The sequence below is a fragment of the Curtobacterium sp. 458 genome (assembly GCF_030406605.1).
In the GTDB taxonomy this organism is placed as follows: Bacteria; Actinomycetota; Actinomycetes; order Actinomycetales; family Microbacteriaceae; genus Curtobacterium.
The window spans coordinates 3,469,191-3,495,381 of the sequence record NZ_CP129104.1 but is presented as its reverse complement, the minus strand read 5'-3'; the positions used below and the strand labels follow the sequence as shown (position 1 = coordinate 3,495,381).

At 67.2% G+C, this 26,191-nt stretch carries 21 protein-coding genes, 1 tRNA gene and 1 pseudogene; 15 read left to right on the top strand and 8 right to left on the bottom strand.

What is annotated here, in order from left to right; genetic code table 11:
• Positions 1 to 379: 379 nt before the first annotated feature.
• The 7 genes from QPJ90_RS16805 (at position 380) to QPJ90_RS16775 (ending at position 6,765) form a co-directional block, all read left to right on the top strand.
• Positions 380 to 1,135, top strand: coding sequence for a pseudouridine synthase (locus QPJ90_RS16805; protein WP_290134264.1), 756 nt, complete (start codon positions 380 to 382; stop codon positions 1,133 to 1,135).
• 20 nt (positions 1,136 to 1,155) lie between these two features.
• Complete coding sequence (locus tag QPJ90_RS16800) at positions 1,156 to 2,280, top strand: prephenate dehydrogenase (RefSeq protein WP_290132278.1); 1,125 nt, start codon at positions 1,156 to 1,158, stop codon at positions 2,278 to 2,280.
• A 212-nt stretch (positions 2,281 to 2,492) separates the two neighbouring features.
• Positions 2,493 to 3,149, top strand: a complete 657-nt coding sequence (gene cmk / locus QPJ90_RS16795; RefSeq protein ID WP_290134263.1) for a (d)CMP kinase — start codon at positions 2,493 to 2,495, stop codon at positions 3,147 to 3,149.
• A 40-nt stretch (positions 3,150 to 3,189) separates the two neighbouring features.
• Positions 3,190 to 4,716, top strand: coding sequence for a ribosome biogenesis GTPase Der (gene der, locus QPJ90_RS16790; protein WP_290132277.1), 1,527 nt, complete (start codon positions 3,190 to 3,192; stop codon positions 4,714 to 4,716).
• A gap of 12 nt (positions 4,717 to 4,728) precedes the next feature.
• Positions 4,729 to 5,319: a hypothetical protein gene (locus tag QPJ90_RS16785; RefSeq protein ID WP_290132276.1), complete on the top strand. Its 591-nt coding sequence runs from the start codon at positions 4,729 to 4,731 to the stop codon at positions 5,317 to 5,319.
• 123 nt (positions 5,320 to 5,442) lie between these two features.
• A complete protein-coding gene (locus QPJ90_RS16780) occupies positions 5,443 to 6,045 on the top strand; it encodes a hypothetical protein (RefSeq protein WP_290132275.1) in 603 nt (200 codons plus the stop codon).
• 189 nt (positions 6,046 to 6,234) lie between these two features.
• Positions 6,235 to 6,765, top strand: a complete 531-nt coding sequence (locus tag QPJ90_RS16775) for a hypothetical protein (protein WP_290132274.1) — start codon at positions 6,235 to 6,237, stop codon at positions 6,763 to 6,765.
• A gap of 3 nt (positions 6,766 to 6,768) precedes the next feature.
• Here the strand turns inward: QPJ90_RS16775 and QPJ90_RS16770 are convergent, their stop codons facing one another.
• Positions 6,769 to 7,632, bottom strand: coding sequence for a helix-turn-helix transcriptional regulator (locus QPJ90_RS16770; protein ID WP_290132273.1), 864 nt, complete (start codon positions 7,630 to 7,632; stop codon positions 6,769 to 6,771).
• A gap of 104 nt (positions 7,633 to 7,736) precedes the next feature.
• Between QPJ90_RS16770 and QPJ90_RS16765 the strand changes: the two genes are divergently transcribed.
• Complete coding sequence (locus QPJ90_RS16765) at positions 7,737 to 8,609, top strand: oxidoreductase (protein WP_290132272.1); 873 nt, start codon at positions 7,737 to 7,739, stop codon at positions 8,607 to 8,609.
• Between the two features lie 167 nt (positions 8,610 to 8,776).
• The gene (locus tag QPJ90_RS16760; protein ID WP_290132271.1) at positions 8,777 to 9,658 is read left to right on the top strand and encodes an oxidoreductase; all 882 of its coding nucleotides are present in this window, start codon (positions 8,777 to 8,779) and stop codon (positions 9,656 to 9,658) included.
• A gap of 155 nt (positions 9,659 to 9,813) precedes the next feature.
• Here QPJ90_RS16760 and QPJ90_RS16755 read toward each other — a convergent pair whose 3' ends face one another.
• Both QPJ90_RS16755 and QPJ90_RS16750 read right to left on the bottom strand, forming a co-directional pair.
• On the bottom strand, positions 9,814 to 12,003 hold the full coding sequence (locus tag QPJ90_RS16755; protein ID WP_290132270.1) for a RecQ family ATP-dependent DNA helicase: 2,190 nt from the start codon (positions 12,001 to 12,003) through the stop codon (positions 9,814 to 9,816).
• 83 nt (positions 12,004 to 12,086) lie between these two features.
• Positions 12,087 to 13,574 (bottom strand): hypothetical protein, encoded by a 1,488-nt coding sequence (locus QPJ90_RS16750; protein WP_290132269.1) that lies wholly within the window; start codon positions 13,572 to 13,574, stop codon positions 12,087 to 12,089.
• A gap of 113 nt (positions 13,575 to 13,687) precedes the next feature.
• On the opposite strand from QPJ90_RS16750, the gene QPJ90_RS16745 reads away from it, so the two are divergent.
• Positions 13,688 to 13,764, top strand: a tRNA-Pro gene (locus QPJ90_RS16745).
• Here the strand turns inward: QPJ90_RS16745 and QPJ90_RS16740 are convergent.
• From QPJ90_RS16740 to QPJ90_RS17735, 4 genes and pseudogenes are all read right to left on the bottom strand, one after another.
• The gene (locus QPJ90_RS16740) at positions 13,727 to 14,590 is read right to left on the bottom strand and encodes a zinc ribbon domain-containing protein (RefSeq protein WP_290132268.1); all 864 of its coding nucleotides are present in this window, start codon (positions 14,588 to 14,590) and stop codon (positions 13,727 to 13,729) included. The two genes, QPJ90_RS16745 and QPJ90_RS16740, sit on opposite strands and share 38 nt — an antisense overlap.
• Positions 14,496 to 15,311: a recombinase family protein gene (locus tag QPJ90_RS16735; RefSeq protein ID WP_290132267.1), complete on the bottom strand. Its 816-nt coding sequence runs from the start codon at positions 15,309 to 15,311 to the stop codon at positions 14,496 to 14,498. Before QPJ90_RS16735 ends, QPJ90_RS16740 begins: the two co-directional genes overlap by 95 nt.
• Positions 15,290 to 15,583: a hypothetical protein gene (locus QPJ90_RS16730; protein WP_290132266.1), complete on the bottom strand. Its 294-nt coding sequence runs from the start codon at positions 15,581 to 15,583 to the stop codon at positions 15,290 to 15,292. The genes QPJ90_RS16735 and QPJ90_RS16730 overlap by 22 nt, the downstream gene beginning before the upstream one ends.
• Positions 15,584 to 15,760: 177 nt before the next feature.
• A pseudogene (locus QPJ90_RS17735) lies at positions 15,761 to 15,877 on the bottom strand (prepilin-type N-terminal cleavage/methylation domain-containing protein); the annotation flags it as partial.
• 268 nt (positions 15,878 to 16,145) lie between these two features.
• Here QPJ90_RS17735 and QPJ90_RS16725 point away from each other — a divergent pair.
• Entirely contained in the window at positions 16,146 to 16,406 is a 261-nt protein-coding gene (locus QPJ90_RS16725; protein WP_290132265.1) for a hypothetical protein, read from the top strand.
• A gap of 147 nt (positions 16,407 to 16,553) precedes the next feature.
• Complete coding sequence (locus QPJ90_RS16720; protein WP_290132264.1) at positions 16,554 to 17,126, top strand: DUF3846 domain-containing protein; 573 nt, start codon at positions 16,554 to 16,556, stop codon at positions 17,124 to 17,126.
• 91 nt (positions 17,127 to 17,217) lie between these two features.
• On the opposite strand, the gene QPJ90_RS16715 is transcribed toward QPJ90_RS16720, so the two are convergent.
• On the bottom strand, positions 17,218 to 17,766 hold the full coding sequence (locus QPJ90_RS16715; RefSeq protein WP_290132263.1) for a hypothetical protein: 549 nt from the start codon (positions 17,764 to 17,766) through the stop codon (positions 17,218 to 17,220).
• 362 nt (positions 17,767 to 18,128) lie between these two features.
• On the opposite strand from QPJ90_RS16715, the gene QPJ90_RS16710 reads away from it, so the two are divergent.
• The 3 genes from QPJ90_RS16710 (at position 18,129) to QPJ90_RS16700 (ending at position 26,052) form a co-directional block, all read left to right on the top strand.
• Positions 18,129 to 21,011 (top strand): SNF2-related protein, encoded by a 2,883-nt coding sequence (locus QPJ90_RS16710; RefSeq protein WP_290132262.1) that lies wholly within the window; start codon positions 18,129 to 18,131, stop codon positions 21,009 to 21,011.
• Between the two features lie 71 nt (positions 21,012 to 21,082).
• The gene (locus tag QPJ90_RS16705; protein WP_290132261.1) at positions 21,083 to 23,062 is read left to right on the top strand and encodes a site-specific DNA-methyltransferase; all 1,980 of its coding nucleotides are present in this window, start codon (positions 21,083 to 21,085) and stop codon (positions 23,060 to 23,062) included.
• Positions 23,062 to 26,052, top strand: coding sequence for a DEAD/DEAH box helicase family protein (locus QPJ90_RS16700; protein ID WP_290132260.1), 2,991 nt, complete (start codon positions 23,062 to 23,064; stop codon positions 26,050 to 26,052). Before QPJ90_RS16705 ends, QPJ90_RS16700 begins: the two co-directional genes overlap by 1 nt.
• Positions 26,053 to 26,191: the final 139 nt, after the last annotated feature.

Below are 26,191 nucleotides of genomic sequence, written 5' to 3'. Positions count from 1 at the left end.
GTACCGCGGCCGTGACGACCGCAAGAGCGCTCCCCGCCGTGACGACGACCGCCGCCGCGACCCGGCCCGCGAGGACCGTCGGTCCCCGGACGGCAGGCCCAGCACCGTCTGGCACAACGGCCGCCGCTACGTCGGCGGCACCACGACCGCGCGGAACGGCGACCGTCCGCGGGGCGCCGGGCAGCGCCCCGACACGCGACGGACAGTCGGCCCCCGCGGCACCGACCGTCGCACGACCCCGGAGCCCGAGGGTGCCCGCGACCAGCACGGCCAGCCCCTCGAGGGCACGCCCGAGCGCCCGATCATCCCGGACTGGGACGCGGCGGACGGAACGGCGACCGCCGGGGCCGCGCCGAGCCTCCAGGCCGACGGTGAGCGCCTGCAGAAGGTGATCGCCGCTGCGGGCGTGGCATCTCGCCGCGTCGCGGAGAACCTCATCGTGGAGGGACGGGTGACGGTGAACGGCGAGGTCGTGGAGGCCCTCGGTCGTCGGGTCGACCCGGAGTCCGACGCGATCGCGGTGGACGGGGTGCCGGTGCAGATCGACACCTCCCGGCGGTACGTGGTCCTGAACAAGCCGGTCGGCATCGTGTCGAGCCTGCAGGACGAGCGGGGGCGCCGCGACCTGTCCGAGTTCGTCGACCGGTACGAGGAACGTCTGTTCAACGTCGGCCGGCTCGACGCCGAGACCTCGGGGCTCATCGTCCTGACGAACGACGGCGACCTCGCGCACGTGCTCGCACACCCGTCGTTCGGGGTGACGAAGACCTACATCGCGAAGGTGCACGGGAACGTCAACCCGGCGACCGTGCAGCGACTGCTCGACGGCGTCGAGCTCGAGGACGGGCCGATCGCCGCCGACAAGGTGCGGCTGCTCGAGTCCTCCCGTGGGGAGTCGCTCGTCGAGGTCACGCTGCACTCCGGCCGCAACCGCATCGTCCGTCGGATGTTCGACGAGGTCGGGCACCCGGTGCTCGAACTCGTCCGACGCTCGTTCGGGCCGCTGCACCTCGGGAGCCTGCCGATCGGCAAGACGCGGGAACTCAGCACCGTGGAGCTCGGCAAGCTCCTCGCCATCGCGCGCGACGCATCGGGTTCTCCACAGGGCGACGCGGACGAGGAGTCCACGGACTGAGGCGTCGGTAGGCTTGCCGGGTGACCGACGCCCCCGCCCCGCTCGCCGAACCGGACATTGACCGGCGGCTCCGCGGACCCGTGCGCGTGGTCGGTGCCGGTCTCCTCGGCGCGTCGATCGGCCTGGCGCTGCGCGAGAAGGGTGTGGACGTCGTCCTCGACGACGTGTCGCCCGCCGCGCTGGCGCTCGCCGTCGACTACGGCGCCGGGCGCCGACCCGCGGACGGCGACGCTCCCGAGCTCGTCGTGGTCGCGGTCCCGCCGGACGTCGTCGCGACCGTCGTCGAGCGCGAGCTCACGGCCCACCCGGGCGCGGTCGTCACCGACGTCGCCAGCGTGAAGTCCGGGCCGCTCGCGGCACTCCGGGCGGCGGGCGCCGACGTCTCCCGGTACATCGGGTCGCACCCGATGGCCGGGCGGGAGCGCAGCGGTCCCACGGCGGCCCGCGCCGACCTCTTCGTGGGGCAGCCCTGGGTGATCGCCGGGCACGACGACATCACGTACCAGCAGGCCGCGGTGGTCGAGGACCTCGCGCTCGACCTCGGGGCGACCGTGGTGCCGATGGACCCGGAGTCGCACGACCTCGCCGTCGCGTACGTCTCGCACACGCCGCAGCTCGTGTCAACGCTGATGGCCGCCCGGCTCCGCGACGCCCCGGACGGCTCGCTCGGCCTCGCCGGTGGCGGGGTGCGGGACGTCACCCGGATCGCGGCGAGTGACCCCGGGCTGTGGGTGCAGATCATCGGCGCGAACGCCGAGCGCATCCGGCCGGTGCTCGCCGACCTCCGCGACGACCTCGACCGCGTGCTCGCCGCGCTCGACGACCCGCACGGATCGGGGTCGCCCCGCGCCCTCGCCGAGGCGATCGCGGCCGGCAACCGCGGGGTCGAGCGACTCCCGGGCAAGCACGGCACCACCAAGCGCTTCGCCCAGGTGGTCGTCCTCGTCGACGACACCCCTGGGCAGATCGCCGCGCTCCTCACGTTCATCGGGGAGATCGGCATCAACCTCGAGGACATGCGCCTCGAGCACTCACCGGGCGCGCAGATCGGCATCGTCGAGGTGTCGGTCGTGCCCGAGCAGGAACAGCGACTCGTCGAGGAACTCGAGGGCCGCGGATGGAGGATCGCAGCAGCATGGGCCTGAACGACGACACGAACCGAGCGGTGCAGGACTCCGGCGTGACCGGCGGTCCGGACGGACCCGACTCGGGGCTCCCCACGCCCGGCGACCAGCCCGGTCCGCTGGGCGGCGGCGACATCGCGGGCGGCCTCGACGGCCAGGGCGGGGGCGAGCCGGGTTCCACGAGCGCGCCGGTCCCCTCCGGCCTGCCCGACGGTGCCTTCGTCGCCAAGTTCGTGGTGGCGGTCGACGGCCCCGCGGGCAGCGGCAAGTCGAGCGTGTCCCGGGCCGCCGCCCGTGCGCTCGGCTTCGGCTACCAGGACACCGGCGCGGCCTACCGCGCGCTGGCCTGGCACGCTCTGCAGCAGCAGGTCGACCTCGACGACGCCGCGGCCGTGCTCGCCAGCTGGGACACCTTCGACTACGAGATCGGCACCGACCCCGACGACTACTTCGTCCGGGTGAACGGGACCGACGTCACCGACGCGATCCGCACCCCCGAGGTCACCGGCGCGGTCGCGCACATCGCGAAGCTCCCCGAGGTCCGGCAGCGGCTCGTGCAGCTCTTCCGGCAGGTCATGCGCCGCACGGACGCGCAGGGCATCATCACCGAGGGGCGGGACATCACGACGGTCGTCGCACCCGACGCCGAGGTCCGCATCCTGCTCACGGCGGACGAGTCGGTTAGGATGGCCAGGCGCTCGGCCGAGGTCACGACCCAGTCGGCCGCCGAGACCTCCGCAGCACTCGCCCGTCGGGACGCCGCGGACGCGAAGGTCGTCGACTTCATGAACGCCGCGGACGGCGTCACGACGCTCGACTCCACCGACCTCGACTTCGACCAGACCGTGCAGGCGGTCGTCGAGCTGGCCCGAAGCACGGCCACGAACTGATCACCCGCGGCCACCGGGCCGCACGCGAGGAACCCACACCATGGCCCAGCTGGACAACGACAACCCGGCGAACGACGAGTTCCCCGAGTACGACGCCGCCCTCGGCGAGCGGCTCGCCCACCTCGACGAGACCGAGGCGGAGCAGCGGACGACCGCGCTCCGCGCCGGGCTCGAGGACTACGAGCTCGACGACGAGGACGTTGCGCTCCTCGACGCCGCCGAGATCGGCGAGGACGGCACCTACCTCCTGCCGGCGCTGCCGGTGCTCGCGATCGTCGGGCGGCCGAACGTCGGCAAGTCGGCGCTCGTCAACCGCATCCTCGGTCGCCGCGAGGCCGTCGTGCAGGACGTCCCGGGCGTCACCCGCGACCGCGTGAGCTACAAGGCCGAGTGGAACGACAAGCGGTTCACCCTCGTCGACACCGGCGGGTGGGAGCCCGACGCGAAGGGCATCAACGCCTCCGTCGCCGCGCAGGCCGAGGTCGCGATCGACCTCGCCGACGCCGTGCTCTTCGTCGTCGACGTCACCGTCGGCATCACCGCCACCGACGAGCACGTCGTGAAGATGCTCCGCGGCACCGACCGTCCGGTCATCGTCGTCGCGAACAAGTCCGACGACGACCGCCGCGACCTCGACGCCTACGAGCTCTGGAACCTCGGACTCGGCGAGCCGCACCCGGTCTCCGCGCTGCACGGCCGCGGCGTCGCGGACCTCCTCGACCTCATCGTGAAGACCCTCCCGGACACCTCGGCGGTCGCCAAGCAGGAGGTCGGCGGACCCCGTCGCGTCGCGATCCTCGGCCGCCCGAACGTCGGCAAGAGCTCGCTGCTCAACAAGGCCGCGGGCGAGGAGCGCGTCGTCGTCAACGAGCTCTCCGGCACCACCCGCGACCCGGTGGACGAGCAGGTCGAGCTCGGCGGACGGGTCTGGCGCTTCGTCGACACCGCCGGCATCCGGAAGCGCGTGCACCTGCAGCAGGGAGCCGACTTCTACGCCTCGCTCCGCACCACCGCGGCACTCGAGAAGGCCGAGGTCGCCGTGGTCGTCCTCGACGTCACCGAGCCGATCTCCGTGCAGGACCTCCGCATCATCGACCTCGTGCTCGAGTCCGGCCGTGCGCTGGTCCTCGCGTACAACAAGTGGGACCTGCTCGACGACGACCGCCGCCGCTACCTCGAGCGCGAGATCGAACAGGACCTCGCGCACGTCGCGTGGGCACCGCGTGTGAACATCTCGGCGCGCACCGGTCGACACCTCGAGAAGCTCGTGCCCGCGCTCGAGACCGCCCTCGACTCGTGGGACACCCGCATCCCGACGGGCAAGGTCAACGCGTTCATCGCCGAGCTCGTGCAGGAGCACCCGCACCCGGTCCGCGGCGGCAAGCAGCCCCGCATCCTGTTCGGCACCCAGGCCTCGAGCCAGCCGCCGACGTTCGTCCTGTTCACGACCGGCTTCCTCGACCCGCAGTACCGCCGCTTCATCACCCGGCGCCTCCGCGAGGTCTGGGGCTTCGAGGGCACGCCGATCAACGTCAACATGCGAGTGCGCGAGCGCCGCAAGCGGTAACCGATTCCGATCGTGTCCGACGACGCCCGCCGACGCCTCACGCCGAACCGCGTGCTCGCGACGGCGGGCGTCGCCCTGCTGGTGGTCGGCGGGGTGTCCTGGGCCGTGGTGTCGTCACGTCCGCCCGCCCCGGGCGGCGCCGGGGCGACACCGGTGGCAGCACGGACCCCGGCCGGCGCCGACGTCGACCCGACCGCGCCGTGGGCGGAGCGAGTCCCGCCCGTGGCCGGCGACCTCGTCCCCATCGACCGGTACGCCGCCGGGCACGTCTCGATCACTCGACACGGTGCCGGAGGACTCCGGATCCGGATCGACCACCTCGACGTCGCGTGGCCGAGCGTCGAGGGACCGGTGGACGTCGGCTCGGTGCGCGTGCTGCTCTCCGACGGGCAGGTCGTCGGAGACCGCCGGGGGTACTGGGCGCAACACAGCGAGCCGGTCGACGTCGGCACGGTCGAGGTCGCGCCCACCGTGGTCATCGACGTGCCGGCGTCGACGCGGCTCCCCGCCGACGTGCGTTCCCTCGTCCTCCTGCGTGGCTCCGAGGACCCCGAGACCGACGACCGGATCATCGGGGGTGCGGCGCTCTTCCTCACGGAGTGACGCTGACGTCGACACGGGACCGGCGCGCCTGCCGATCGGGGCGTCGTCACACGGACGCATGCGGCACCATGGGAGTGTGATCGTCCCAGCCCACCGACACCGCAGCTGTCGCCCCTGCGCCCGATGAGGCGTGAACGGCGGTTCCTGGTCGGGGGAGCGGCGATCGCGGCCGTCGGCCTGATCGCGCTCGGCCTCGGGGTCCTACGCGACGACGGCGCGGCCCCGGACGGCTCGATCCCGGAGACCACCACGACGGCCGGTGCGCCCACCGCGTCGCCGGGGCCGGGGTCGCTCCGTCCCACGAACGGACTCAGCAGCGCGACGTCCGGCGGGGGCGCATCCGGGGACGGCCAGCCGGAGCAGCCGGCAGCAGACCACGGGCCCGGCACCGGTCCGTGGTGGCGCCGCGTGCCGCCGGTCGCCGGGACGCTCCGGACGACCGACGGTCGACGGATCGGCCACGCCACGGTGCTCGCCACCGACGGAGACACACTGACCGTGACCGTCGTCGGCGCTGCGCGGCTCCCTCGGGCTGCGACCAGGGCCGTGTTCACGGAGGACGACCGCGCCGTCGTGGAGCTGGGCAGCGTCACGCCGGGCGTGCGGGGCGTGGGCTTCGTCCTCACCGCGGCGGATGCCGACCAGCTGCCCGACCCGGTCACCACGCTCGAACTCCGGGACGCGGAGGGCCGCACGGTCGCGACGGCCACGCTGCTCCCGGTCTGACGGGCCGGCGTGTCCGATCGATCCGTGGCCGGCGCGCCGCATGGTTGGCGCGTGCCGCGCGGCGGGCCGCGTGGCGGGCGCGCGCCGCGTGGCGGGCGGGCGCACGCCGTGCCTCCAGGCAGTCGCGACCGTGCACCGGACGGGAGGCACGGTGCACGACCGCCCCGCCGGATGCGGCACCATGGTCTGGTGACCCTCCCCAGCAACGGCCTCGGCGCCGCCGCCGACCGGCTGTGGTGCCGCCTGCGGCTCGACCGCCTCGCCGGTGGGCGGCAGGCCGGGTACGTCATCCGCGAGGACATGCTCGAGCACCCCGACACCGTCCGCTCGTTCCGCTGGATCCGCTGGCTGCTCGTCGCCGAGACAGTCGTCGGCCTCACCGCGATCGTCGTCGCCGTCCTGCTGACGCGCGCGGGGGAGACCGTGCCGTGGGCGGTGTGGTTCCGTGCCACCGTCGTGCTGCTCATCACGCTGACGCTGTACGTGTTCGCGTGGCGGGCGCAGCTCGGGTACTACTGGGCCTACCAGCGGCTGCGGTTGTTCAGCCGGATCTTCCCGATCGTCACACTCGTCGTCGCGGCGATCCCCGGGCTCTACCCGTTCTGGATGGTCATCGAGCAGATCGTGTTCTCGCTCCTCATGATCGGGATCGGGGACGTGCTCACCTCGGACCACATGCGGTCGACGTTCCCGAAGCCCGTACGGCGGGAGGGCGCCTGACGGTCAGTCCTCGGGACCGCCGGTCGCCAGCTCCTCGAACCCGGACGCCGCCCGCGACGCCGCCAGCGACGCCAACACCGCCAGCCCCTGCGCCGAGGCCGACCCGGGTTCCGCGTGGTGCACCACGAGGAGCTGCCCGTCCGTGCCACCGATGCCGAGCTTCTCCCGACGCAGCTCCAGTGCGCCGACCTCCGGGTGCCACATGCGCACCGCGGCACCGCTCAGCGGCCGGACGTCGTGGCGTGCCCACAGGCGCCGGAAGTCCTCACTGCCGAGGGACAGCTCGCCGACGAGCGCGGTGACGGCTGGCTCCTGCACGTCGGTGCCGATGGATGCCCGGAAGGCCGCGACCATGCCCGCCATCTGGTCCTGCCAGTCCGGGTACCGTGCGGTCTCCGCGTCGTCGAGGAACATCGTGCGGAGCCGGTTCTCGCCCGCCCGCAGCCCGGGGGCGAGCTCGGTGGCGAGGGCGTTCGCCGCGAGGACGTCGAAAGCGCGGTCCTCGACGAAGGCAGGCAGACCGATGACGTCGAGCAACTGCAGCGTCCCGGTCGGCACCCGTTCCGCGCGGATCGCCCGACGCCGCGGTGCCGGCGAGGCCCCCGCCAGGCCGTGCAGGTAGTCCCGAGCCACCCCGTCGAGGCCGAACACCCGCGCGAGTGCGTCGAGGACCTGCACGGACGGGTTCCGGTCCCGTCCCTGCTCCAGCCGCAGGTAGTAGTCGGCACTGATGCCGGCGAGCGTCGCCACCTCCTCACGCCGGAGCCCCGGCGTCCGCCGGACCCCGGTCACCCGGATGCCGGCGTCCTCGGGGCGCACGAGCGCACGCCGGGCGCGGAGGTACTCGCCGAGGGTGTTGTCGTCCACGGTCCCGATGCTACGACCGCGCCGCGCGGGCGATCCTGGTCCCCGTGGTCCCAGGGACGCGAGGGGACTGCCGGCCGGAGCAGCACGCGCGCATCGTGGTGTCCATGACGAACACGACCCTCCCCGGCGGCACGTACCGCCTCGCCGACGACCTCGAACTCACCCGAGTCGGGTACGGCGCCATGCAGCTCGCCGGACCCGGCGTCTTCGGTCCGCCCGCCGACCGCGACGAAGCCGTCCGGGTGCTCCGCACCGTCGTCGAGCTCGGCATCACCCACATCGACACCTCCGACTTCTACGGTCCGCACGTCACGAACGAGATCATCCGCGAGGCCCTGCACCCCTACCCCGAGGACCTGCACCTCGTGACGAAGGTCGGCGCCCGCCGCGACGCCGACGGTGGCTGGCCGCACGCCCGCGAGCCGCACGAACTCGTCGAGCAGGTGCACGACAACCTCCGGAACCTCGGTCTCGAACGGCTCGACGTGGTGAACCTCCGGATGGGCGGCTTCGACGCTCCCGAGCCGGGCAGCATCGCGCCGCAGTTCGAGGCGCTCGCCGAACTGCAGCAGCAGGGGCTGATCGGGCACCTCGGACTCTCCACCGTGAACGCCGAGCAGCTCGCCGAGGCGCAGACGATCGCCCCCGTGGTCTGCGTGCAGAACATGTACAACGTGGCCCGCCGCGAGGACGACGCCCTCGTGGACGCCACTGCCGCGCAGGGCATCGCCTACGTGCCGTACTTCCCGCTCGGCGGCTTCTCGCCGATCCAGTCGGGTGCGCTCGACGCGGTCGCCGACCGGCTCCGGGTCTCCCGGCTCACCGTGGCCCTGTCCTGGCTGCTGCAGCGCTCGCCGAACATGCTCCTGATCCCGGGCACCTCGTCGGTCGCGCACCTGCGCGACAACGTCGTGTCGGCCGGGTTCGACCTGCCGGCGGACGCGGTGGCCGAGCTTGACGCGATCGGCGCGGCCTGACGGGCTGCGCCGTCTGTCGGCCGGGAGGCACGGTGCGGGCCCGCACCGTGCCTCCCGGCCGATGGGGGATGCGTCCGCCACCCGACGCCGGTCCCGCGACGGCGCTCGGTGACCGGGGGACGACCTGCCACGGCTCGCACGGGGGATCGCAGCGCATGCTTCGGGGCATGACCGACGACGCCAGCACTCTGCTCCCCGGTGGCACCTACCGCCTCGCCGACGACCTCGAGCTGACCCGGTTCGGGTACGGCGCCATGCAGCTTGCCGGCCCGAACGTCTTCGGCCCGCCGAAGGACCACGACGAAGCGGTCCGGGTCCTCCGTGCGGTGGTGGACGCCGGCATCACCCACGTCGACACGGCCGACTTCTACGGCCCGCACGTCACGAACGAACTCATCCGCGAAGCCCTGCACCCGTACCCCGAGGAACTGCACATCGTGACGAAGGTCGGCACCCGGCGGGACGACAAGGGGCGGTGGCCCCAGGCGCGGGAACCCGAGCAGCTGGTCGAGCAGGTGCACGACGACCTCCGGACACTCGGGCTCGAGCAGCTCGAGGTCGTGAACCTCCGGGTCGGTGGCTTCGACGCGCCGGAGCCCGGCAGCCTGGCGCCGCAGTTCGAGGCGCTCGCGGAGCTCCGGCAGCAGGGCGTCATCCGGCACCTCGGCGTCTCGACGGTGACGGCGGAGCAGCTCGCGGAAGCGCAGGGCATCGCCCCGGTGGTGTGCGTGCAGAACATGTTCAACGTGGCGCGGCGCGAGGACGAGGCGCTGGTCGAGGCGACGGCGGAGCAGGGCATCGCCTACGTGCCGTACTTCCCACTCGGCGGGTTCTCGCCGATCGACTACGCGACGCTCGACCGGGTCGCGGACCGGCTGCACGTGTCGCGGCTGACGGTGGCGCTCTCGTGGTTGCTGAAGCGCTCGCCGAACATCCTGCTCATCCCGGGGACGTCGTCGGTGGAACACCTGCACGAGAACATCGCGTCGGCCGGGTTCGACCTGCCACCGGACGCCGTGGCCGAACTGGAAGCGCTCGGCGCCGCCTGACCCGGCGCCACGCCCGCAGCCGACGCCGCGCCTGAACCGACGCCACGCCTGAACCGACGCCGCGCCTGAACCGACGCCGCGCCTGAACCGACGTTGCGCGCAGCCGACGCCGCGCGCAGCCGACGCCGCGCGCGGCCGCGAGCCCGACCGCGCGGTCAGGCCACCGTCGCCAACGCGAACGGCAACACGGCCGACGCCCCGGCCCGCCGGAGCTCCCGCCCCGCGACCGTCATGGTCCACCGGCTGTCGACGAGGTCGTCCACGAGCAGCACGGGCCCCTCGTGCGACTGCAGGGCGGCCGCCAACTCCGAGCCGACGACGAAGGTGTCCCACACGCCGGAGAGCCGGTAGGCGCTGTTCGTCGCGCCGTCGCCCCGTGGCGTTCCCCCGGACCGGTCGAGCGTCCCGAGGAACTGCAGCCGACCGATGGTGGCGATGGCCTCGGCCACGGACGCGACGAGCGACGGTCGTGACCGGGACGACATCGCGACCACCCCCGTGGGTCGCTCGACCCACGGCCAGTCCTTGAGCGCGCGGACGCACCCGTCGACGAGCTCCTTCGACACCGGGCCGTCGGGCGTCGTCGCGGCGAAGAGCGCACGCAGGGGACCGCCCCAGCCGAGGTCGGTCAGACGGGCGACTGCACGCCCGGGCTCGACGAGCTCGTCGGCACCGATCTTGCCGCGGACCGGGACGCCGAGCGCGCTCATGCCCGACGGCCACTGGGCGCGCGGCGCAATCTCGACCCCGACCTTGTCGAGCGCAGCGGCCGCACCCGAGGCATCGGAGGACGAGACGTCGACCGGGTACCAGACACCCGCGCAGTTGTCACAGCGACCGCAGGGCTCCGCGGAGGGGTCGTCGAGGTCCTGCTGCAGGAGCTGCATCCGGCACGCCGACGTGGACTCGTACGTGAGCATCGACGCGGCCTCGGCAGCACGGGCCGCGGCGACCCGCTCGTACCGCGGGGCGTCGTACTCCCACCGCTGACCCGTTGCGACCCATCCGCCGGTGACCCGCTGCACGGCACCGTCGACGTCGAGGACCTTGAGCAGGAGCTCGAGCGTGGACCGCTTGATGTCGACCAGTCCCTCCAGCGCGACGGTGGAGAGAGCCGATCCGGACGTGGACAGGGCGTCGAGCACCGCTGCCGCTCGCGGCTCGGTCGGCATCGACGCGCTGGCGAAGTACTGCCAGATCTCGGTGTCCTCGCGACCGGGCAGGAGCAGCACGTCGGCGTTGTCGGTCGCACGCCCGGCACGGCCGATCTGCTGGTAGTAGGCGACGGGGGAGGACGGCGCCCCGACGTGCACGACGAACCCGAGGTCCGGCTTGTCGAAGCCCATGCCGAGCGCGCTCGTGGCGACCAGCGCCTTCAGCTCGTTGCCCTTGAGCTGCTGCTCGAGCTGCTCACGTTCCTCGGTGTCCGTACGGCCCGTGTAGGCGCGGACGGCGTACCCGTTCTCGCGCAGCAGCCGCGCGATGTCCTCGGCAGCGGAGACCGTCAGCGTGTAGATGATGCCGCTGCCGGGGAGGTCACCGAGGTGGGCCAGCAGCCAGCCGAGCCGCTGCCGTGCGTCCGGCAGCGTGAGCACCCCGAGCCGGAGCGACGCCCGCGCGAGCGACCCGCGGATCGTGAACACGGGGTCGTCCGGGCCGGCGGTCAGCTGCTCGGCGACGTCCTCGACCACGCGCTCGTTCGCGGTGGCGGTCGTGGCGAGCACCGGCACACCGTGCGGCAGCGAACGGATGAGCTCGGCGAGCCGCCGGTAGTCCGGGCGGAAGTCGTGGCCCCAGTCGGAGATGCAGTGCGCCTCGTCCACGACGAGCATGCCCATGCGCGCGATCAGCGTCGGCAGCTGCTCGTCGCGGAAGCGCGGGTTGTTGAGCCGCTCGGGGGAGACGAGCAGCACGTCGACCTCGTCACGGGCGAGCGCCGCCTGCGTCTCACCCCACTCGTGTGCGTTCGCGGAGTTGATCGACACCGCTCGCACCCCGGCACGGGCGGCCGCGGCCACCTGGTCGCGCATCAGCGCGAGGAGCGGCGACACGAGCACGGTCGGCCCACCCCCGCGCCGCCGGAGCAACAGCGTCGCGAGGAAGTACACCGCGGACTTGCCCCACCCGGTGCGCTGCACGACGAGCGCACGCTGCCGGTGCTCCACGAGCGCCGAGATCGCCTCGAGCTGCCCGGGGTGGAACACCGCGTCGGGCCGACCCGTGAGCGCAGCGAGCGCCTGCTGCGCCTCGGCCGCGATGTCCGCCGACGGCGGAGCGATGCCGGCGGGCAGCGCACCACCCGCGACGGGTGGGTCGACGGTCGGAGCCGTGTCGGGGGAGTCCATGACCCCATCGTGTCAGGAGCGACCGACGGAAGCCGACCCGAGCCTCCCGGCTGTGGAGGACGTGCCCCTGTCCACAGGGCGCCTCACTGGTAGGTGATGAGCGCCGGACTCGGCCGCACGTCCCGCATCGTCTGCTCCGGCGACAGCATCGGCTGGTCCTCGTCGATGAAGTTCTTCCAGCCCCAGTGCACGTCGGCGGGTGCGCCCTCGTGCAGCGCCTTCCACGTCGCCTGCTTCTCCGGTTGCGACCCCTGCCCGTCGACGTGGATGAGCACGTCGAGCTCCGGGTGCTGCTCCAGCGAGGAGCGGTCCTGGATCATCGTCGAGCGGAACTGGTGGAGCACGAACGCCTTCGGTGGCAGCCCCTTCGACCGCACGAGGTCGGCGAGCCAGTCCGCCGTGCGGTTCACCTCGTCGGCGCTCACACTGCCGATCTGTCGGAGCGGCACCTGGTCCTTCGTCAGCCGCCACTCCGGGTCGAGCGCGAGCCACACGCCCGGCTTCGACAGCAGTGACTCGTAGCGCTTCGCCTGGGCGAGGAAGTCCGACCGGCCGGGCTGGAGGTCGAGGATCACCGGCATCCCCGCGTCGTGCGCGGCGTCCACGTACGGCTCGAGCGTCGACACCGGCAGCTCGCTCGAGTAGTCGCCGTCCGAACCGGCGTCACCAGCAGCCACGGTCGCGATGACCTCCATCGCGGGCGTGACCGGCTCGTCCGACACGTCGTCGTAGCGGTGGGCGAGCCGTTCCGCCCGCGCGACCGTCGCCTCCGGGTCCTGCTCACCGAGGACACCGAGCACCGGCGCGCCGGGTGCGCCGTACAGGGCGACGTAGCGGTGGCCGTCGAACGGGCGCTGACCGCCGTGCGGCAGCTGCCAGCCGCTCTCCGCGGCGCGCACCGTCCAGTCCGGGTCCGCCAGCGCGTCGAACGTCGTCCCCACGAGCACGGTGGGGTGGCCCTTCCGCTCGTGCAGCGCCGTCACCACGTCGGGCGCGGCCGCCGGGTCGCTGACGCCGTCGGGCATCGCCACGACGCGTGCACCGGCAGCGCGTGCGGTCGCGACGACCGCTGCGTCCGCGCTACGGTCCGCCACCACCACCGTCACCGGCCGGGAGGCACGGGTCGAGCCCGGCGCGTGCGTCCCCTCCGGCGCCTCCCGCTGCTCGACGTCAGTGTCGAGGGTCACGTCGCCCTCGGCCTGGTACCAGCGGGCGCCGAGGCGGTCGAGCTCTCGGGCGACGTCGCGCGCCGCGCGGCTGTCGTCGCCGTCGCCGTCGGTCACGAGAACAGGCACGTGCGCGCGTTCCGCCGCCTTCGCTGCCGCCGCGACCGCACTCGCGTCGTCGGCCGGTGCGACCACGGCACCCGGCGTAGACGCGAAGAGGGCGCGACTCGCCCGGACCGACCGTTCGGCGGCGTCTGCCTGGTCGACGACCGTCACCGTGTCCGACGCTGCAGCGGCGAGCGTGGCACGGGGCGTGTCCGGCCCGGCTCCCGTGCAGCCCGCGGCTCCGAGCAGCAGTCCGGCGGTCGTCAGGGCGATGGCGAGACGGGTGGTGCGGGTGGGCATCAGGACACCCTACGAGCGGCGGCTCCACGGGGCGTGCACGGGGAGGGTCCGGCGTCCGCTATGCTGGTCGGGCTGCTCCGGACGGGGCAGTGGGGTCCGCTCGTCGGGCCTCGCGGGCTGTGGCGCAGCTTGGTAGCGCACTTGACTGGGGGTCAAGGGGTCGCAGGTTCAAATCCTGTCAGCCCGACCAATACAGGCTTATTCAAACCTTTGGACTGAGTGAGCCGGTTTAGGTCAGCAGGAGAGCCTTCCGCAGAAATGCGGGAGGCTCTTCTCGTTTCTTCAAAAGTCTCAGGCTGCGAGTTGAAGCTGTGCTGGGACTTCCACTCGTGCAGCGCTTCGTTGATCTCCGTCCGCTGGGGCGAGATGCGCAGGTCATCGTCGCTGACGAGGACGTCGATGCGGTCGAAGAATGCGCCGAGCAAGTCGCGCTTCGCGCTGTCGACGATGCTTTCGTACAGCTCGGCCGGATCATCAAGCAGGTCGACGTAGGCGAAGACCATGTCGGCGCCGCGCTGGATGCGGCTGCCGGTGCGGGCCAGACTTTCGGCGATGGCGCCCTTCTGCATCGTGACGGACTCCAGCCGGTCGCGGAGCTTGCTGCTCGCGATGGTGCCTTCGGCGGCGAGCTCGACCAGGCGGTCCTCCTGCTCTTCGAGTGTACGGAGCCGCGCACGGAGTGCGTCCTTCTCCTCGATGTCGGCAGCCTGCATGTCGACGAGCGCGCGGCGCACCTCATCGCGGATGTCTGCCAGCTCGGTCTCCGGGAATCGCTGCGATGCGACGGCGCGTGCGACCGCTGCTTCGGCTTCGTCGAGGCGGACGGTGCGCATGGTGCAGAGGCCGCGCTGCTTGGCGGTGCAGACGTAGTACTCGTAGGTGCCGCCGTTGCCGGTGTTCTGGCTGTAGACAAGGCGACTGTCACGTCCTGCCTCGCGACACTCGGCGCAGTACAGGAGTCCGCGAAGGAAGTGGAAAGTGCGTGCGGTCGCGATCGCCCTTGCGGTTGCGGCCATCGAGCACCTTCTGGACTGCGAGGAACAGCTCTTTGCCGATGATCGGTTCGTGGCGTCCCGGATAGAGGCGACCTTCGTAGCGGATGACGCCGGTGTAGTACGGGTCGCGCAGGATGATCGCCAGCTGGCTGCTCGACAGTGGCCGGGCGGGTCGCTTACTCGAGGGCCGAGTGGTGAGCCCCTGATCTTCTAGCATCATCTGGAGCTGCGTGATCGAGTGCTGTCCGGTGGCGTACTGCTCGAATGCCCAGCGGATGAGCGGTGCTCGGTTCGGGTCGACGTCGATGGTGTTGACGAGGCGCCCGTCGAAGTCCTTGCGGGCGTTGAGGTAGCCGAGCTTGGCGCGTCCGACGGTTCCGCCGCGTTCGACCTTGTGGGCCATCTTGATCTTGATGTCCTCACCGCTAATGCGGACCTGGAGCTCGTTGACGACGTCGGTGATGGCTTCCATCGCATCGCCCATGTAGCCGTCGCCGAAGTTCTCCTTGGCGGAAACGAGCTCGACACCCTTGGCGCGGAGCTGCCGCTTGACCATCGCGGCGTCGAGGTGGTTTCGGAAGACGCGGGAGCGCATGTAGAGGATGACGTACTTCACGTCGGGGTGCTCGTCGATGTAGCGGAGCATCTTCTTGAACTGCGGGCCCGAGGCGTCCGGCTTATAGCCAGAGCCCCGGGCCGTGGGTGAGCGACGAACACGAGTCAGTGCAAGGCGCTCTGCCATGTATCTCGAATAAGATCTTCGTGGGCGAGTACCTGCTGAATGAGATGTCGCGTCGTCGCCGGCATCGTCGCGTCGCACTCGTTGTGGTGCTCGTTCAGCTCGTTGGCGAGCTTGTAGAGCATGCCGAGTAGCAGTCCCGTGCCTTGCATGGCCTCCGGCCAGTACTCGCGCGCGTCCTCGGTGCCCTCGGGCATGCCGAGAATGGTCGAGACCAGTTTCCAGATCTCGCGACCGGCGGCCAGTTCGTCTTCGTATGTGAAGTCGTCGCTCATGGTATAGGATCCCCTGGATGCACAAAACGTTTGATTGATCTCAGGTTGAGACGTGGGGAGCCGCCCATTGAGCGTCGTGAACTCCAGGATTCGGACGTATGTTGAGCGCATATCACTCCGGACTGCACTGTCGTTCGCTCGGTTCTGTATGCCCGAGTAAGCAACAATCGAGATTGCCGCCAGTATTGCGATGACCACAATCACAATCAGCAACTCGACGATAGTGAAGCCGCGTTGATTCGTCTGTTCCAAGGTTGCTATTGACGTATCTGTATCAAGTTGTACCCATCTCATGTGCTTTGACTATGCGGGAAGTGCTTTTGCTTTTCAAGGCTTCTCGTGCCGTAGGAATTACAACGTTCCCGAACGGAATATTGACGCTGCCGTCTAGCCCGTCATAATCACGAGTCCTCGTTCATGCAGAGCGACTTGAACGTGATCCGTCCTGGATCGCGGGTCGCTCGCTTGAAGGAGGTCTCGCCATGAGCGAGGAGACCGCCGCCGCGATGGGCGGCACGATGCACGAGAACGCATGGGGCCGCTGCGCCCACTGTCAGTGCGCATGAGCGACGGAACCCGGGCTCAGCTCGAGATCCTGGCGCAGCTGAACGAGCGCTCTCTCACGGAAGAGACACGGCTCGCGCTGGAGCACTGGGTCGAGAAGAGCAAGTCCGCCCCGGCCGTGCTGAGGCGTGCTGAGCAGGTACGTGCCGAGATCGAACGTGACGCCGAGACGCGCCGCAACGCGATCGAGGCCGTGTTGGGCGGCAAGACCGCCAAGCCGACCGCTCGTGCATCCAAGCAGGCGTCATCCGGCGCCTGATCATGCCAGACGGTGGCCGTTCCTGGAGTCGAGTGCTGACGTGCTCCTCCGGGGCGGCTGCCGCTACACACTCACCGCTCGTTGCTCTGCCGCGGCTTGCCAGGAGAACCAATCGGTTTGCCGGCCGCATAGAGCAAGGAGATGACGATGGTCAGAGGGATCTACCTCCCGGCAGATGACCGGGAGGAACTTGTCGTGCGTGATTTCGCGGACGCCAGCGACTACACGCGCTGCGTCGATGGGTACTTCGAATCCGTGGACGTGCCGGACTTGGGCATCACGATTTACGTCAACGAGATTGGGTTGCTTCGGCGGCTGCCGTTCAACTCGAGGGCGTCGTTTCTGTGGTGGTATTACGTGCCTGCCGCGCGGGAGTCACTGCTTGTGGGCGACGCTGTGATTGTCGGCTGGCCTGACGCCGATGGTGAGAGCACGGATGTTCCGGACGCGGTGCTGTGGCTGCTGACGGAGCCCATCGAGCACGGCATCACGGTCAGGCTCGATAACGCGCCCGGAAGCGATGTTCACCCGATGAGCAGGCTCGCCCAGATTGTCCTGCCACTGACGGCGGGAGATCCGAGCTTGCTCATGTCGTCTGCGCGCTTCGCGAGCTATTTCGACGCCTTAGCGTGGGCCTTGGTGCTTGAACAGCGCTGGCCAGAGGCAGATGGAGTCAAAGTTGTGCCACTCGTTGAGGGGCGGCCGCGACCGGACCGGTAACCCGAAGTCGTCTTGCCTCGCGGCAGACAGACAACCCGGCGGCATCGACTGGATGGAGTGCTTCGGCGCTCTCCAGTCGGTGCCGCCTTCTTCACGTTGTCCCGAAGCGGTCCAATGAGCTGATCGCCTGTGCGAACCGCTCGCGGAACCGGCGCTGTTGACCGCTACCCGGGAACGGGATGAAGTCATCGTGAAGCACCCGCAGGCCGGCGTCGCGCATGGGCGAGTTCAGTAGCTTGAAGACATTGCGCTTCACCAGGACGATGCCCTCGGGCTCCAGAGATGACGCGAGGGTGACGGTCGCTTCGATGTTCCGGCGGAGCGTTGCTGCTCGTTGCTCTGCCCCGTGATAGTTCACCGGCTCTGCGGCGAGATCGATAAGGAAGACGCCGTCAGCTTGGAGCCTCGCCAGCCACGGCGTCTTCGCGTTTGGGCCGCTGGTGAGCGGTGGATCGTCGTACCGAGCGCGGACAACCTCGCGGAAGAGGCCGTCCTTCGAGGTCAGCGTCTCGTCGAAGAAGAAGCGACGATTGGCGAGGTCGCCTCCGTCGTCAGGCGCGCTCTCGGCGACGAGAAGCAGTCGGACGCGCTCAGGCTGCCAGCGCGCCCGGCGCTCGGCGTACCACGGGTCTTCGCTCACCTTCTGATCGTGGCATGCCGACCGGGGGAGCGGAGGCGGAGATCACCGTACTCGCCAGTCTAGATATCGCAGCTCTTGACCAAAATGCCTGGTCATGAGGTAATATGTGCAATCACAGCGTTCGGTTGAGTCTCCCCGAGCTCCCGGCTGCGATGCTCCGCGACACGCGTCCGGCGCGGCACAGTACCAGTGTCAGCGGACGCCAGTACGGTGGAGACACACATGAGAACTACTTAATCGCGCCTCGGCGCAAAGGAGCGCCGCCGCCGTATGAGACGCATCACGACACGATCGCCGCGGTGCGTGCTTGCCCCATCCCCTCGCCTTTCGTGTTCGTTCGAAACCGTTGAAGGGGGCCAGCGATGACTCTACTCAGCGACTATCAGGCGAAGTACTTCGCGCACGAGCTGCAGCGCAGCTATGCGAACGATCATGTCGGCAAGCTGGCCGGGTTGCTTTTCGACGCGCAGGTAGAGCCGAAGCCGCATCAGATTGATGCAGCGCTGTTCGCCCTGCAGACTCCGTTCCTGCCCGGAGTGATCCTGGCGGATGAGGTCGGACTCGGTAAGACAATCGAAGCGGGAATCGTCATCTCGCAGTACTGGGCCGAGCGGAAACGCCGCATCCTCATCATCGCGCCGTCCAGCCTGCGTCAACAGTGGAAGCAGGAGCTCTTCGAGAAGTTCCTGATTCCCTCGACGATCATCGATGCGAAGACGAAGGACCCGCTGCTCGCCAAGTCCGAGACGCGCTCCGCTGAGGTACTGATCTGCTCTTACGAGTTCGCACTGCGTCACGAGACATCGCTTCTCAAGCCATGGGATCTGGTCGTCGCTGACGAAGCGCACCGCTTGCGGAGCTACTGGAACGGCAAAGCCAAGATGGCCGAGGCTGTTTCGCATGTAGCTCGCGGTGCGCATAAGACCGTGCTGCTCACCGCGACGCCTCTTCAGAACAAGCTGGAGGAGCTCTACGGACTGGTCTCGATCTTCGACCCGAACTACTTCTACTCCCTTGATGCCTTCCGCGAGCGGTATATCAAGAACCGCGACCTGACTGGTGACAATGATCTGGTCGAGCGTGTCGCGGCGATCTCGAAGCGCACGCTGCGCAAGGACGCCAATAAATACATTCGATTCACGCAACGCATGCCGTTGACGGTCGAGTTCACGCCTTCGCCTGAAGAGGTCCGGCTTTACGATCTCGTGAACGACTACCTGCAACGCGACGAGCTCTTCGCGTTCGCCGGGAGCCAGAGGCACCTCTCGGCGCTCATCATTCGCAAACGTCTGGGTTCGTCGACCTTCGCAGTCGCGAGCACCCTTGAGAACATCGCCAACCGCCTCGCCGACGAGGTGGCGTCTGGGATGCGCCGTGACAATCGAGGCGGCCTCTTCCTGGCGGATTTCGAAGCCGATGACGAAGTCGACGAGGAGATCGTCGAGGAAGCCGAAGCAACTGCGGCTCAGCCAAGCTCCGCGAGGCTCAACGAAGAGACGCTGAAACTGATGCATGCTGAGGTCGACGAGCTGCGTGAGTATGCCGCCTTGGCTCGTTCGATCACAACCAATCAGAAGGCCGTGAAGCTGAACGAGGCGCTGGATCTCGGCTTCGACCGGCTCAGAGAGTTGGGCGCGGCTGAGAAGGCGATTATCTTCACTGACTCGACGAAGACGCAGGAGTACATCGCGCGGACGCTTGCTAATGCTGGCCGCGGCGAGGGCGTCGTGCTCTTCAACGGCTCCAACAGCGCGCCCGAGCAGACTGCGATCTACAACGCTTGGCTCAAGGCCAACCAAGACAGCGACCTGATCACCGGCATCCCGGCAGTCGACCGGCGCAAGGCACTCGTTGATTACTTCCGCGAGCACGGCACGATCATGATTGCCACCGAGGCCGCAGCCGAGGGCATCAACTTGCAGTTCTGCTCGATGCTCGTGAACTATGACCTGCCATGGAACCCGCAGCGAGTCGAGCAACGCATCGGTCGCGTGCATCGCTTCGGGCAACAGCACAACGTCGTTGTCGTGAACTTCAGCAACAAGGGCAACCTCGCCGAGCAGCGCATCCTGGAGCTGCTGACCAACAAGTTCCAGCTGTTCTCGAGCGTGTTCGGCGCAAGCGACGAGGTGCTTGGTGCGGTTGAGGACGGACTCGACTTCGAGAAGCGGATCAGCGACATTCTCACCCGCTGCAGAACCGCTGGCGAGATTGATGCCGCGTTCAGGGAGCTCGAGAATCAGTTCGCGGGTGAGATCTCGCAGGAGATGGCAAACGCCAAGGCGAAGGTCTTCGACAACCTCGACCCGCACGTTCAGGATCGTTTGAAGGCGTACGACGAGCAGTCGGGCGATGTGCTCAACAAGTTCGAGCGGCTCTTGCTGGCAATCACGCAATACGAGCTCCGCGATGTTGCTTCGTTCGATGAGGACGGCCGCACCTTTGTCCTGAATGAAGCACCGACGAGTGACGCGAAGCCAGGCCGATACTTCTTTAAGTCGAAGCCGCTACCGAACGCTCATCAGTATCGGTACGCCAGCCCGCTTGCTCAGTACGTCGCGGAGACCGCCAAGTCGCATCAGACGCCGCCCCGCGAGCTGACCTTCTCGATCGGCCAGTCGGCGCGCGCGACGAACGCCGTCAAAAAGCTCCAGGGCAAGAGCGGCGAGCTGATCGTTGATCTCCTCACCTTCACCATGCGAGCGCGCGACGAGGACATCTCAGAGTCGTACATGCTTGCCGGTGGTATGACTGATGACGGCGTCTACCTCGATGAGGAGTACGTCGCCGACATTCTCGACCTCGCTTGCCTGCAGGTCGGCGCAGAGCCCGTCTCGGTCGACGCTCACCAGCTCGAGCCGCATCTCAACGCCCGTGTTTCGGAGCTAGAGAAAGAGGTGCAGGGGCGGAACTCCCGCTACTACGACCAGCAGGAAGAGCTGCTTTACAGGAATCAGCAAGACCGCAAGGCCGAGCACGAGGGCAAGATCCGTGAGTATCGGGCCAAGGAGAAGGACGCACGCAAGGCTGCGCGCCAGGCCGATGACCCGATGGAGCAACTCAAGCTCAAGCGCGAGGCACGCAAGTGGGAGCGTCGCGCCGACGAAGCCGACGACGAATTCCGGAATGCCCGCAAGAAGCTTCAATCGGAGATTGACGAAAAGCTCGACATGATCGAACAGTCGCTCCAAGGAACACAGAGCACGGAGCACCTCTTCGCTATCCGGTGGCGCATCGCCCCCTGACCCGTAGCGCGCGAACGCTGAACATTCACAAAAGACACTGACATTGTTAAACTGAGAAAGAGAAATACCCGATGAGCGAAGAAGTCCACGAAACACCATCTACTACCCCGAACTTCCAGACCGAGCTCGCAGCGCAGCTTGCCGATCTGATTCCTGAGGCCATCGCCGATGGCAAGGTGGACGTGGAGAAGCTCAAGGAACTGCTCGACGGCGACGCGGCCGACGGTAGCGAACGCTTCGGTCTGTTCTGGCCCGGCAAGAAGCGTGCCCTGCGTGCTGCGCAGGAGCCCACGACAGCAACGCTTCGTCCCGATATCGAGAACTCTAAAGATTGGGACACGACGAAGAACGTGTTTATCGAGGGTGACAACCTCGAGGTGCTGAAGATCCTGCAGAAGCATTACCACGCCAAGATCAAGATGATCTACATGGATCCGCCGTATAACACCGGTAAGGACTTCGTCTACCCGGACAATTACAAGGAGGGTCTGGAGAACTATCTGCAGTGGACTCAGCAGGTCAATGAGCAGGGAAAGAAGCTGTCGACGAACAGCGACACTGAAGGCCGCTACCACTCCAACTGGCTAAACATGATGTATCCGCGCCTCAAGCTTGCACGTAATCTACTGACGCGCGACGGTGCGATCTTCATCTCGATCGATGACTCAGAGGTTGAGAACCTCAAGCGGCTTGCGCACGAGATTTTCGGTGAGGCTAACTTCGTCGCGACAATGATCTGGGCAGCGGGCCGCAAGAATGACTCTCGCCTAGTGTCAGTTTCGCACGAGTACATCCTCGTTTACGTGCGCGACGCGGACTATCTGCGGGAGCAACAAGTTACCTGGCGCCAGCGGAAGAAGGGTCTCGATGAGATCTACGCCCAGCTCGCGCGTCTCCAGCGCACGCATGGTTCTGACTACAACTCGATGACCGAAGGAATGAAGGCTTGGTATCGAGGTCTGCCCGACAGCCACCCTTCCAAGGCCCACAAGCATTACGCACACGTGGACCGTCGGGGACTGTACTTCCCCGACAACATCTCCTGGCCAGGTGGCGGCGGGCCGAAGTACGAGGTCTTGCATCCGCTCACCCAGAAGGCGGTCAAGGTCCCATCGCGAGGATGGATGACGAGTGACCCGGCAAAGATGCAGTCCTGGATTGATGACGACCGAGTGCACTTTGGTGTCGATGAGAACAGCGTGCCGTGCATCAAGAGCTACCTGCGCGACAAGGAGTATCAAACCCCTTACAGCGTCTTCTACCAGGACGGCCGCGCAGCGACAAAGCGACTGATGAACCTCTTCGGAAGTAAGGTTTTCGACTTTCCGAAGGACGAATCGGTAATCGAGTCGCTGATCGAAATGTGCACGAGCAGTGACGATCTCATCTTGGACTGCTTTAGCGGGTCGGGAACAACGGCACACGCGGTGATGAGGGCAAACGTCGAGGACGGTGGATCAAGGCGCCACATTCAGGTCCAGCTGCCGGAGCCGACACCGTCTGGAAGTCCTGCTCGTGAGACTGGATACAGCACCATTGCTGAGCTGTCGCGGGCCCGCATCGACTTGAGCGGTGCAGCCGTCTTGGATGCCCAAGCCTCCAAAGGTTCTACCGCCGAGGGGACACTCGATGTCGGATTTCGGGCGTACACGCTCGCGGACACGAGCTTCTCGAAGTGGAAGGTGTCGAGTGACGTAGACAGAAATCAGCTCGAACAGCACCTCTTTGATCTGCGCGAGTCCAGCAGCGCTGATGATGCGTCTGCAAGCGACCTTCTGTCAGAGATTCTGCTCAAGCAGGGCTACTCGTTGACCGAGCAGATTTCGACGCTCGATGTGGCCGGCCTCAGCTTGCAAGCGGTTGGCGGTGGCGTTGTCCTCGCCTACCTGGACGAGCACGTCAAGCCGACGCTGGAGCAGCTTCGCGCGGTCGTTGACGAAGACCCCGCTCGCCTGATCGTCCTCGAGGACGCGTTCCAGGGCGATGACCAGCTCAAAACCAACTTGGCTCAGCTCTGCAAGAGCAAGGGCATCGAGCTCTGGACTGCGTGATGAGCGGCGGATTCAAATTCGATTCAAGCCAGCAGTATCAGCTCGATGCGATCAAGTCGGTCGTCGACCTCTTCGATGGACAGCCGAAGGATGCCGAGAAGCTGGAGACGACACTTCGGGGCCAGATTGCCGCAGTCGACGAGACGAGCAATACGGCGCTTGATCTTGACCTGTCTCAGGAAGTCGGCGCGGTGGGCAACCGCCTCGTCCTCGATCGTGACACAGTCCTCGCAAACCTCCAGCGCGTGCAGGACAAGAACGGTCTGGAGGTGTCCTCGAAGCTGTTCGACGGGGCGCTCGACTTTGACATCGAGATGGAGACGGGTACTGGCAAGACCTACGTGTATCTGCGCACGATCTTCGAGCTTGCCGAGCGGTACAACTTCACGAAGTTCGTCATTCTCGTGCCAAGTGTTGCGATCCGTGAGGGCGTGAACACGAGCATCCGGCTCATGCGCTCACACTTCGAAGACCTCTACAAGAAGCGAAACATCACCTTCGATTCGTCCGTCTACAGCGGTCAGAACGCAGAGGAGGTTCAGTCGTTCGCGACGTCGACCAACGTGCAGATCATGGTGATGACGATCGCTTCCCTTCGCGGCGACAAGAACACGCGCGTCATTCATCAGACCCGTGACAAGCTGAACGGCCTCCGGCCGATCGACTACCTCAAGGCGACGCATCCGGTCGTCATCATGGACGAGCCGCAGAACATGGAGTCGTTGCTGTCGCAGTCGGCTGTCGGCGAGCTCGATCCAGTCTTCACACTCCGATACAGCGCCACGCACAAGAAGCTGCGCAACGTCGTCTATCGGCTCGACCCGGTCGATGCTCACGACCTCGGTCTGGTGAAGCAGATCGTTGTGGCCGACGTCCAGCAGCAAGGCGCTGACGCCACCCCGTACATCAAGCTCATCGATGTCCGAAACGACAAGGGCTGGGTCGCGCGTCTCGAACTCTCTTGCCGCAAGGCAGATGGCTCGCTCGAGCGGCGGGTCGTCAACGTCAAGCAGAACCAGGAACTGTCAGATCCACGCCTGACTGGCAACGCTCGCTATGAGGGATGGCGCATCAATGAGATGAGCTTGGAGCCTTCATTCGTCGACTTGACGCTCCACTCCGGCTATCTGCACCAGGGCGAGGCTATTGGTGGCGCCTCGGGTGCGATCTACAAGGAGATGATCCGCGAGACGATCAAGGAACACCTGCGCAAAGAAACCCAGCTGCGTTTCAAGCGCATCAAGGTGCTGAGCCTGTTCTTCATTGACAAGGTCGAGAGTTTCCTCGGCGACGGCGCCAACAATGTCGACGCAAACGGTCAGTTCGTTCAGTGGTTCGATGAGCTGTTCCGCGAGGAGCGCGCGAAGTCTCCGCAATGGCAGGAGCTACTGCCGCAAGATCCGGCTGAACTGCGACGCGGCTACTTCTCTGTCCTCAAGGGCAAGAAGGGCGCGGCCGACACATTCCAGGACACGACGGGCGCGACAAAAGCGGATGATGATGCCTACGAGCTCATCATGCAGCAGAAGGAACGCCTACTCGACGAGAGCGAGTCGGTGCGGTTCATCTTCAGCCACTCGGCCCTCCGAGAGGGCTGGGACAACCCGAACGTGTTCCAGATCTGCACCCTGCGCGAGATGGGCGCGGAGACAGAGCGGCGGCAGACCCTTGGCCGAGGACTGCGTCTGCCAGTCGCTCAGCGCGATGGCGGTTACGAACGTGTTGCCGACCGTGGCATCGCCACTCTAACGGTGATCGCGAACGAGTCCTACAAACAGTTCGCGGACGCCCTCCAGAAGGAATACAAAGACGCCGGAGTCGAGATCGGCCGGGTACGTAAGGCCGAGTTCTCGAAGATCCCACTGCAAGCACCGGACGGATCGCTCTCGGACGAAAACCTCGGCTACGCGGGTTCTGTGTCTATCTGGGAGCACCTCCTGTCGCAGCGCTTTATCGACCAGGACGGCGTCGTACAGCCGAAGTTCCAGCCCAACACGCTCGGCTTCAGCTTGAACATGCCTGTCGACTTCGCGTGGGCGGAGCCCTTCGTGATCGAGCTCGTCGGCCGCGCGAACATCGGCAAATACATCAAGCCGAAGAGCAAGCGGCACGCTCGAACGATCAACAAGCAACTGTTCGCCAACCCCGAGTTCGAACAGTTCTGGGAGACGATCAGCCGCCGCACGACCTATCGGGTCGAGGTTGAACGAGACGAGATTGTCGAGAAGTCGATCGACGCGATCGAGGCTGCGCCCGAGATCGAGCCACTGCGCATCCAGGTCACCCGCGCTGGCTTGAAGGTGCTTCGAGGTGGCGCCAAGGGCCAGGAACTCGGCTCACGCCAGCAGGAGCTCAAGGGCGGCTACGACCTGCCAGATGTCATCGGTGAGCTCCAGGAAGCCACCTCCCTTACCCGGAAGACCATTGTCGACATCCTTGTCGGGAGCGGCCGGCTCGAAGAGTTCATCGCAAACCCCAACGACTTCATTGCCATGGCGAAGCGCATCCTACGCAACACACTCGCCGAGCTTGTCGTCAATGGCGTCCAGTACGAGCGGATTGCGGGCTCTGTCTACGAACTGCGTGAGCTCCGCAAGGACGGCGAGGAGGAGAAGGAACGCTTCCTCGACCAGATGTACAAGCTCGAAAACACGGAGAAGTCGAACTTCGATTACGTGGTGTACGACTCTGATCCGGAGCGCCAGTTTGCCGAGCTGCTTGATGGGCGCGAGGACATCAAGCTCTTCATGAAGCTGCCGGACAAGTTCAAGATCGACACCCCAGTCGGACCGTACAACCCAGACTGGGCCATCGTGAAGCACGAGGACGGCGAGGAGCGTGTGTACATGATTCGCGAGACGAAGAGCACCGAGAATGAGTTGAAGCGACGCCCGACCGAGAATGCCAAGATCAAGTCCGCGAAGCGTCACTTCGAGGCCATCGGCGTCGGCAACTACGCGGTGTCTGTGCCCGGGAAGTGGCGAGTGTGATGCTGGCGTTCAGAGACGCGAACACCATGGTGCTTGGATCTGTCTCCCCACTCTGTCTGGACGGGGAAGGTCGCGACGGCGAACAGCGTGCCTCCCGCCAGGTCGGCACGTTGTTTGAATACCTGTCTGGAACTGCCGG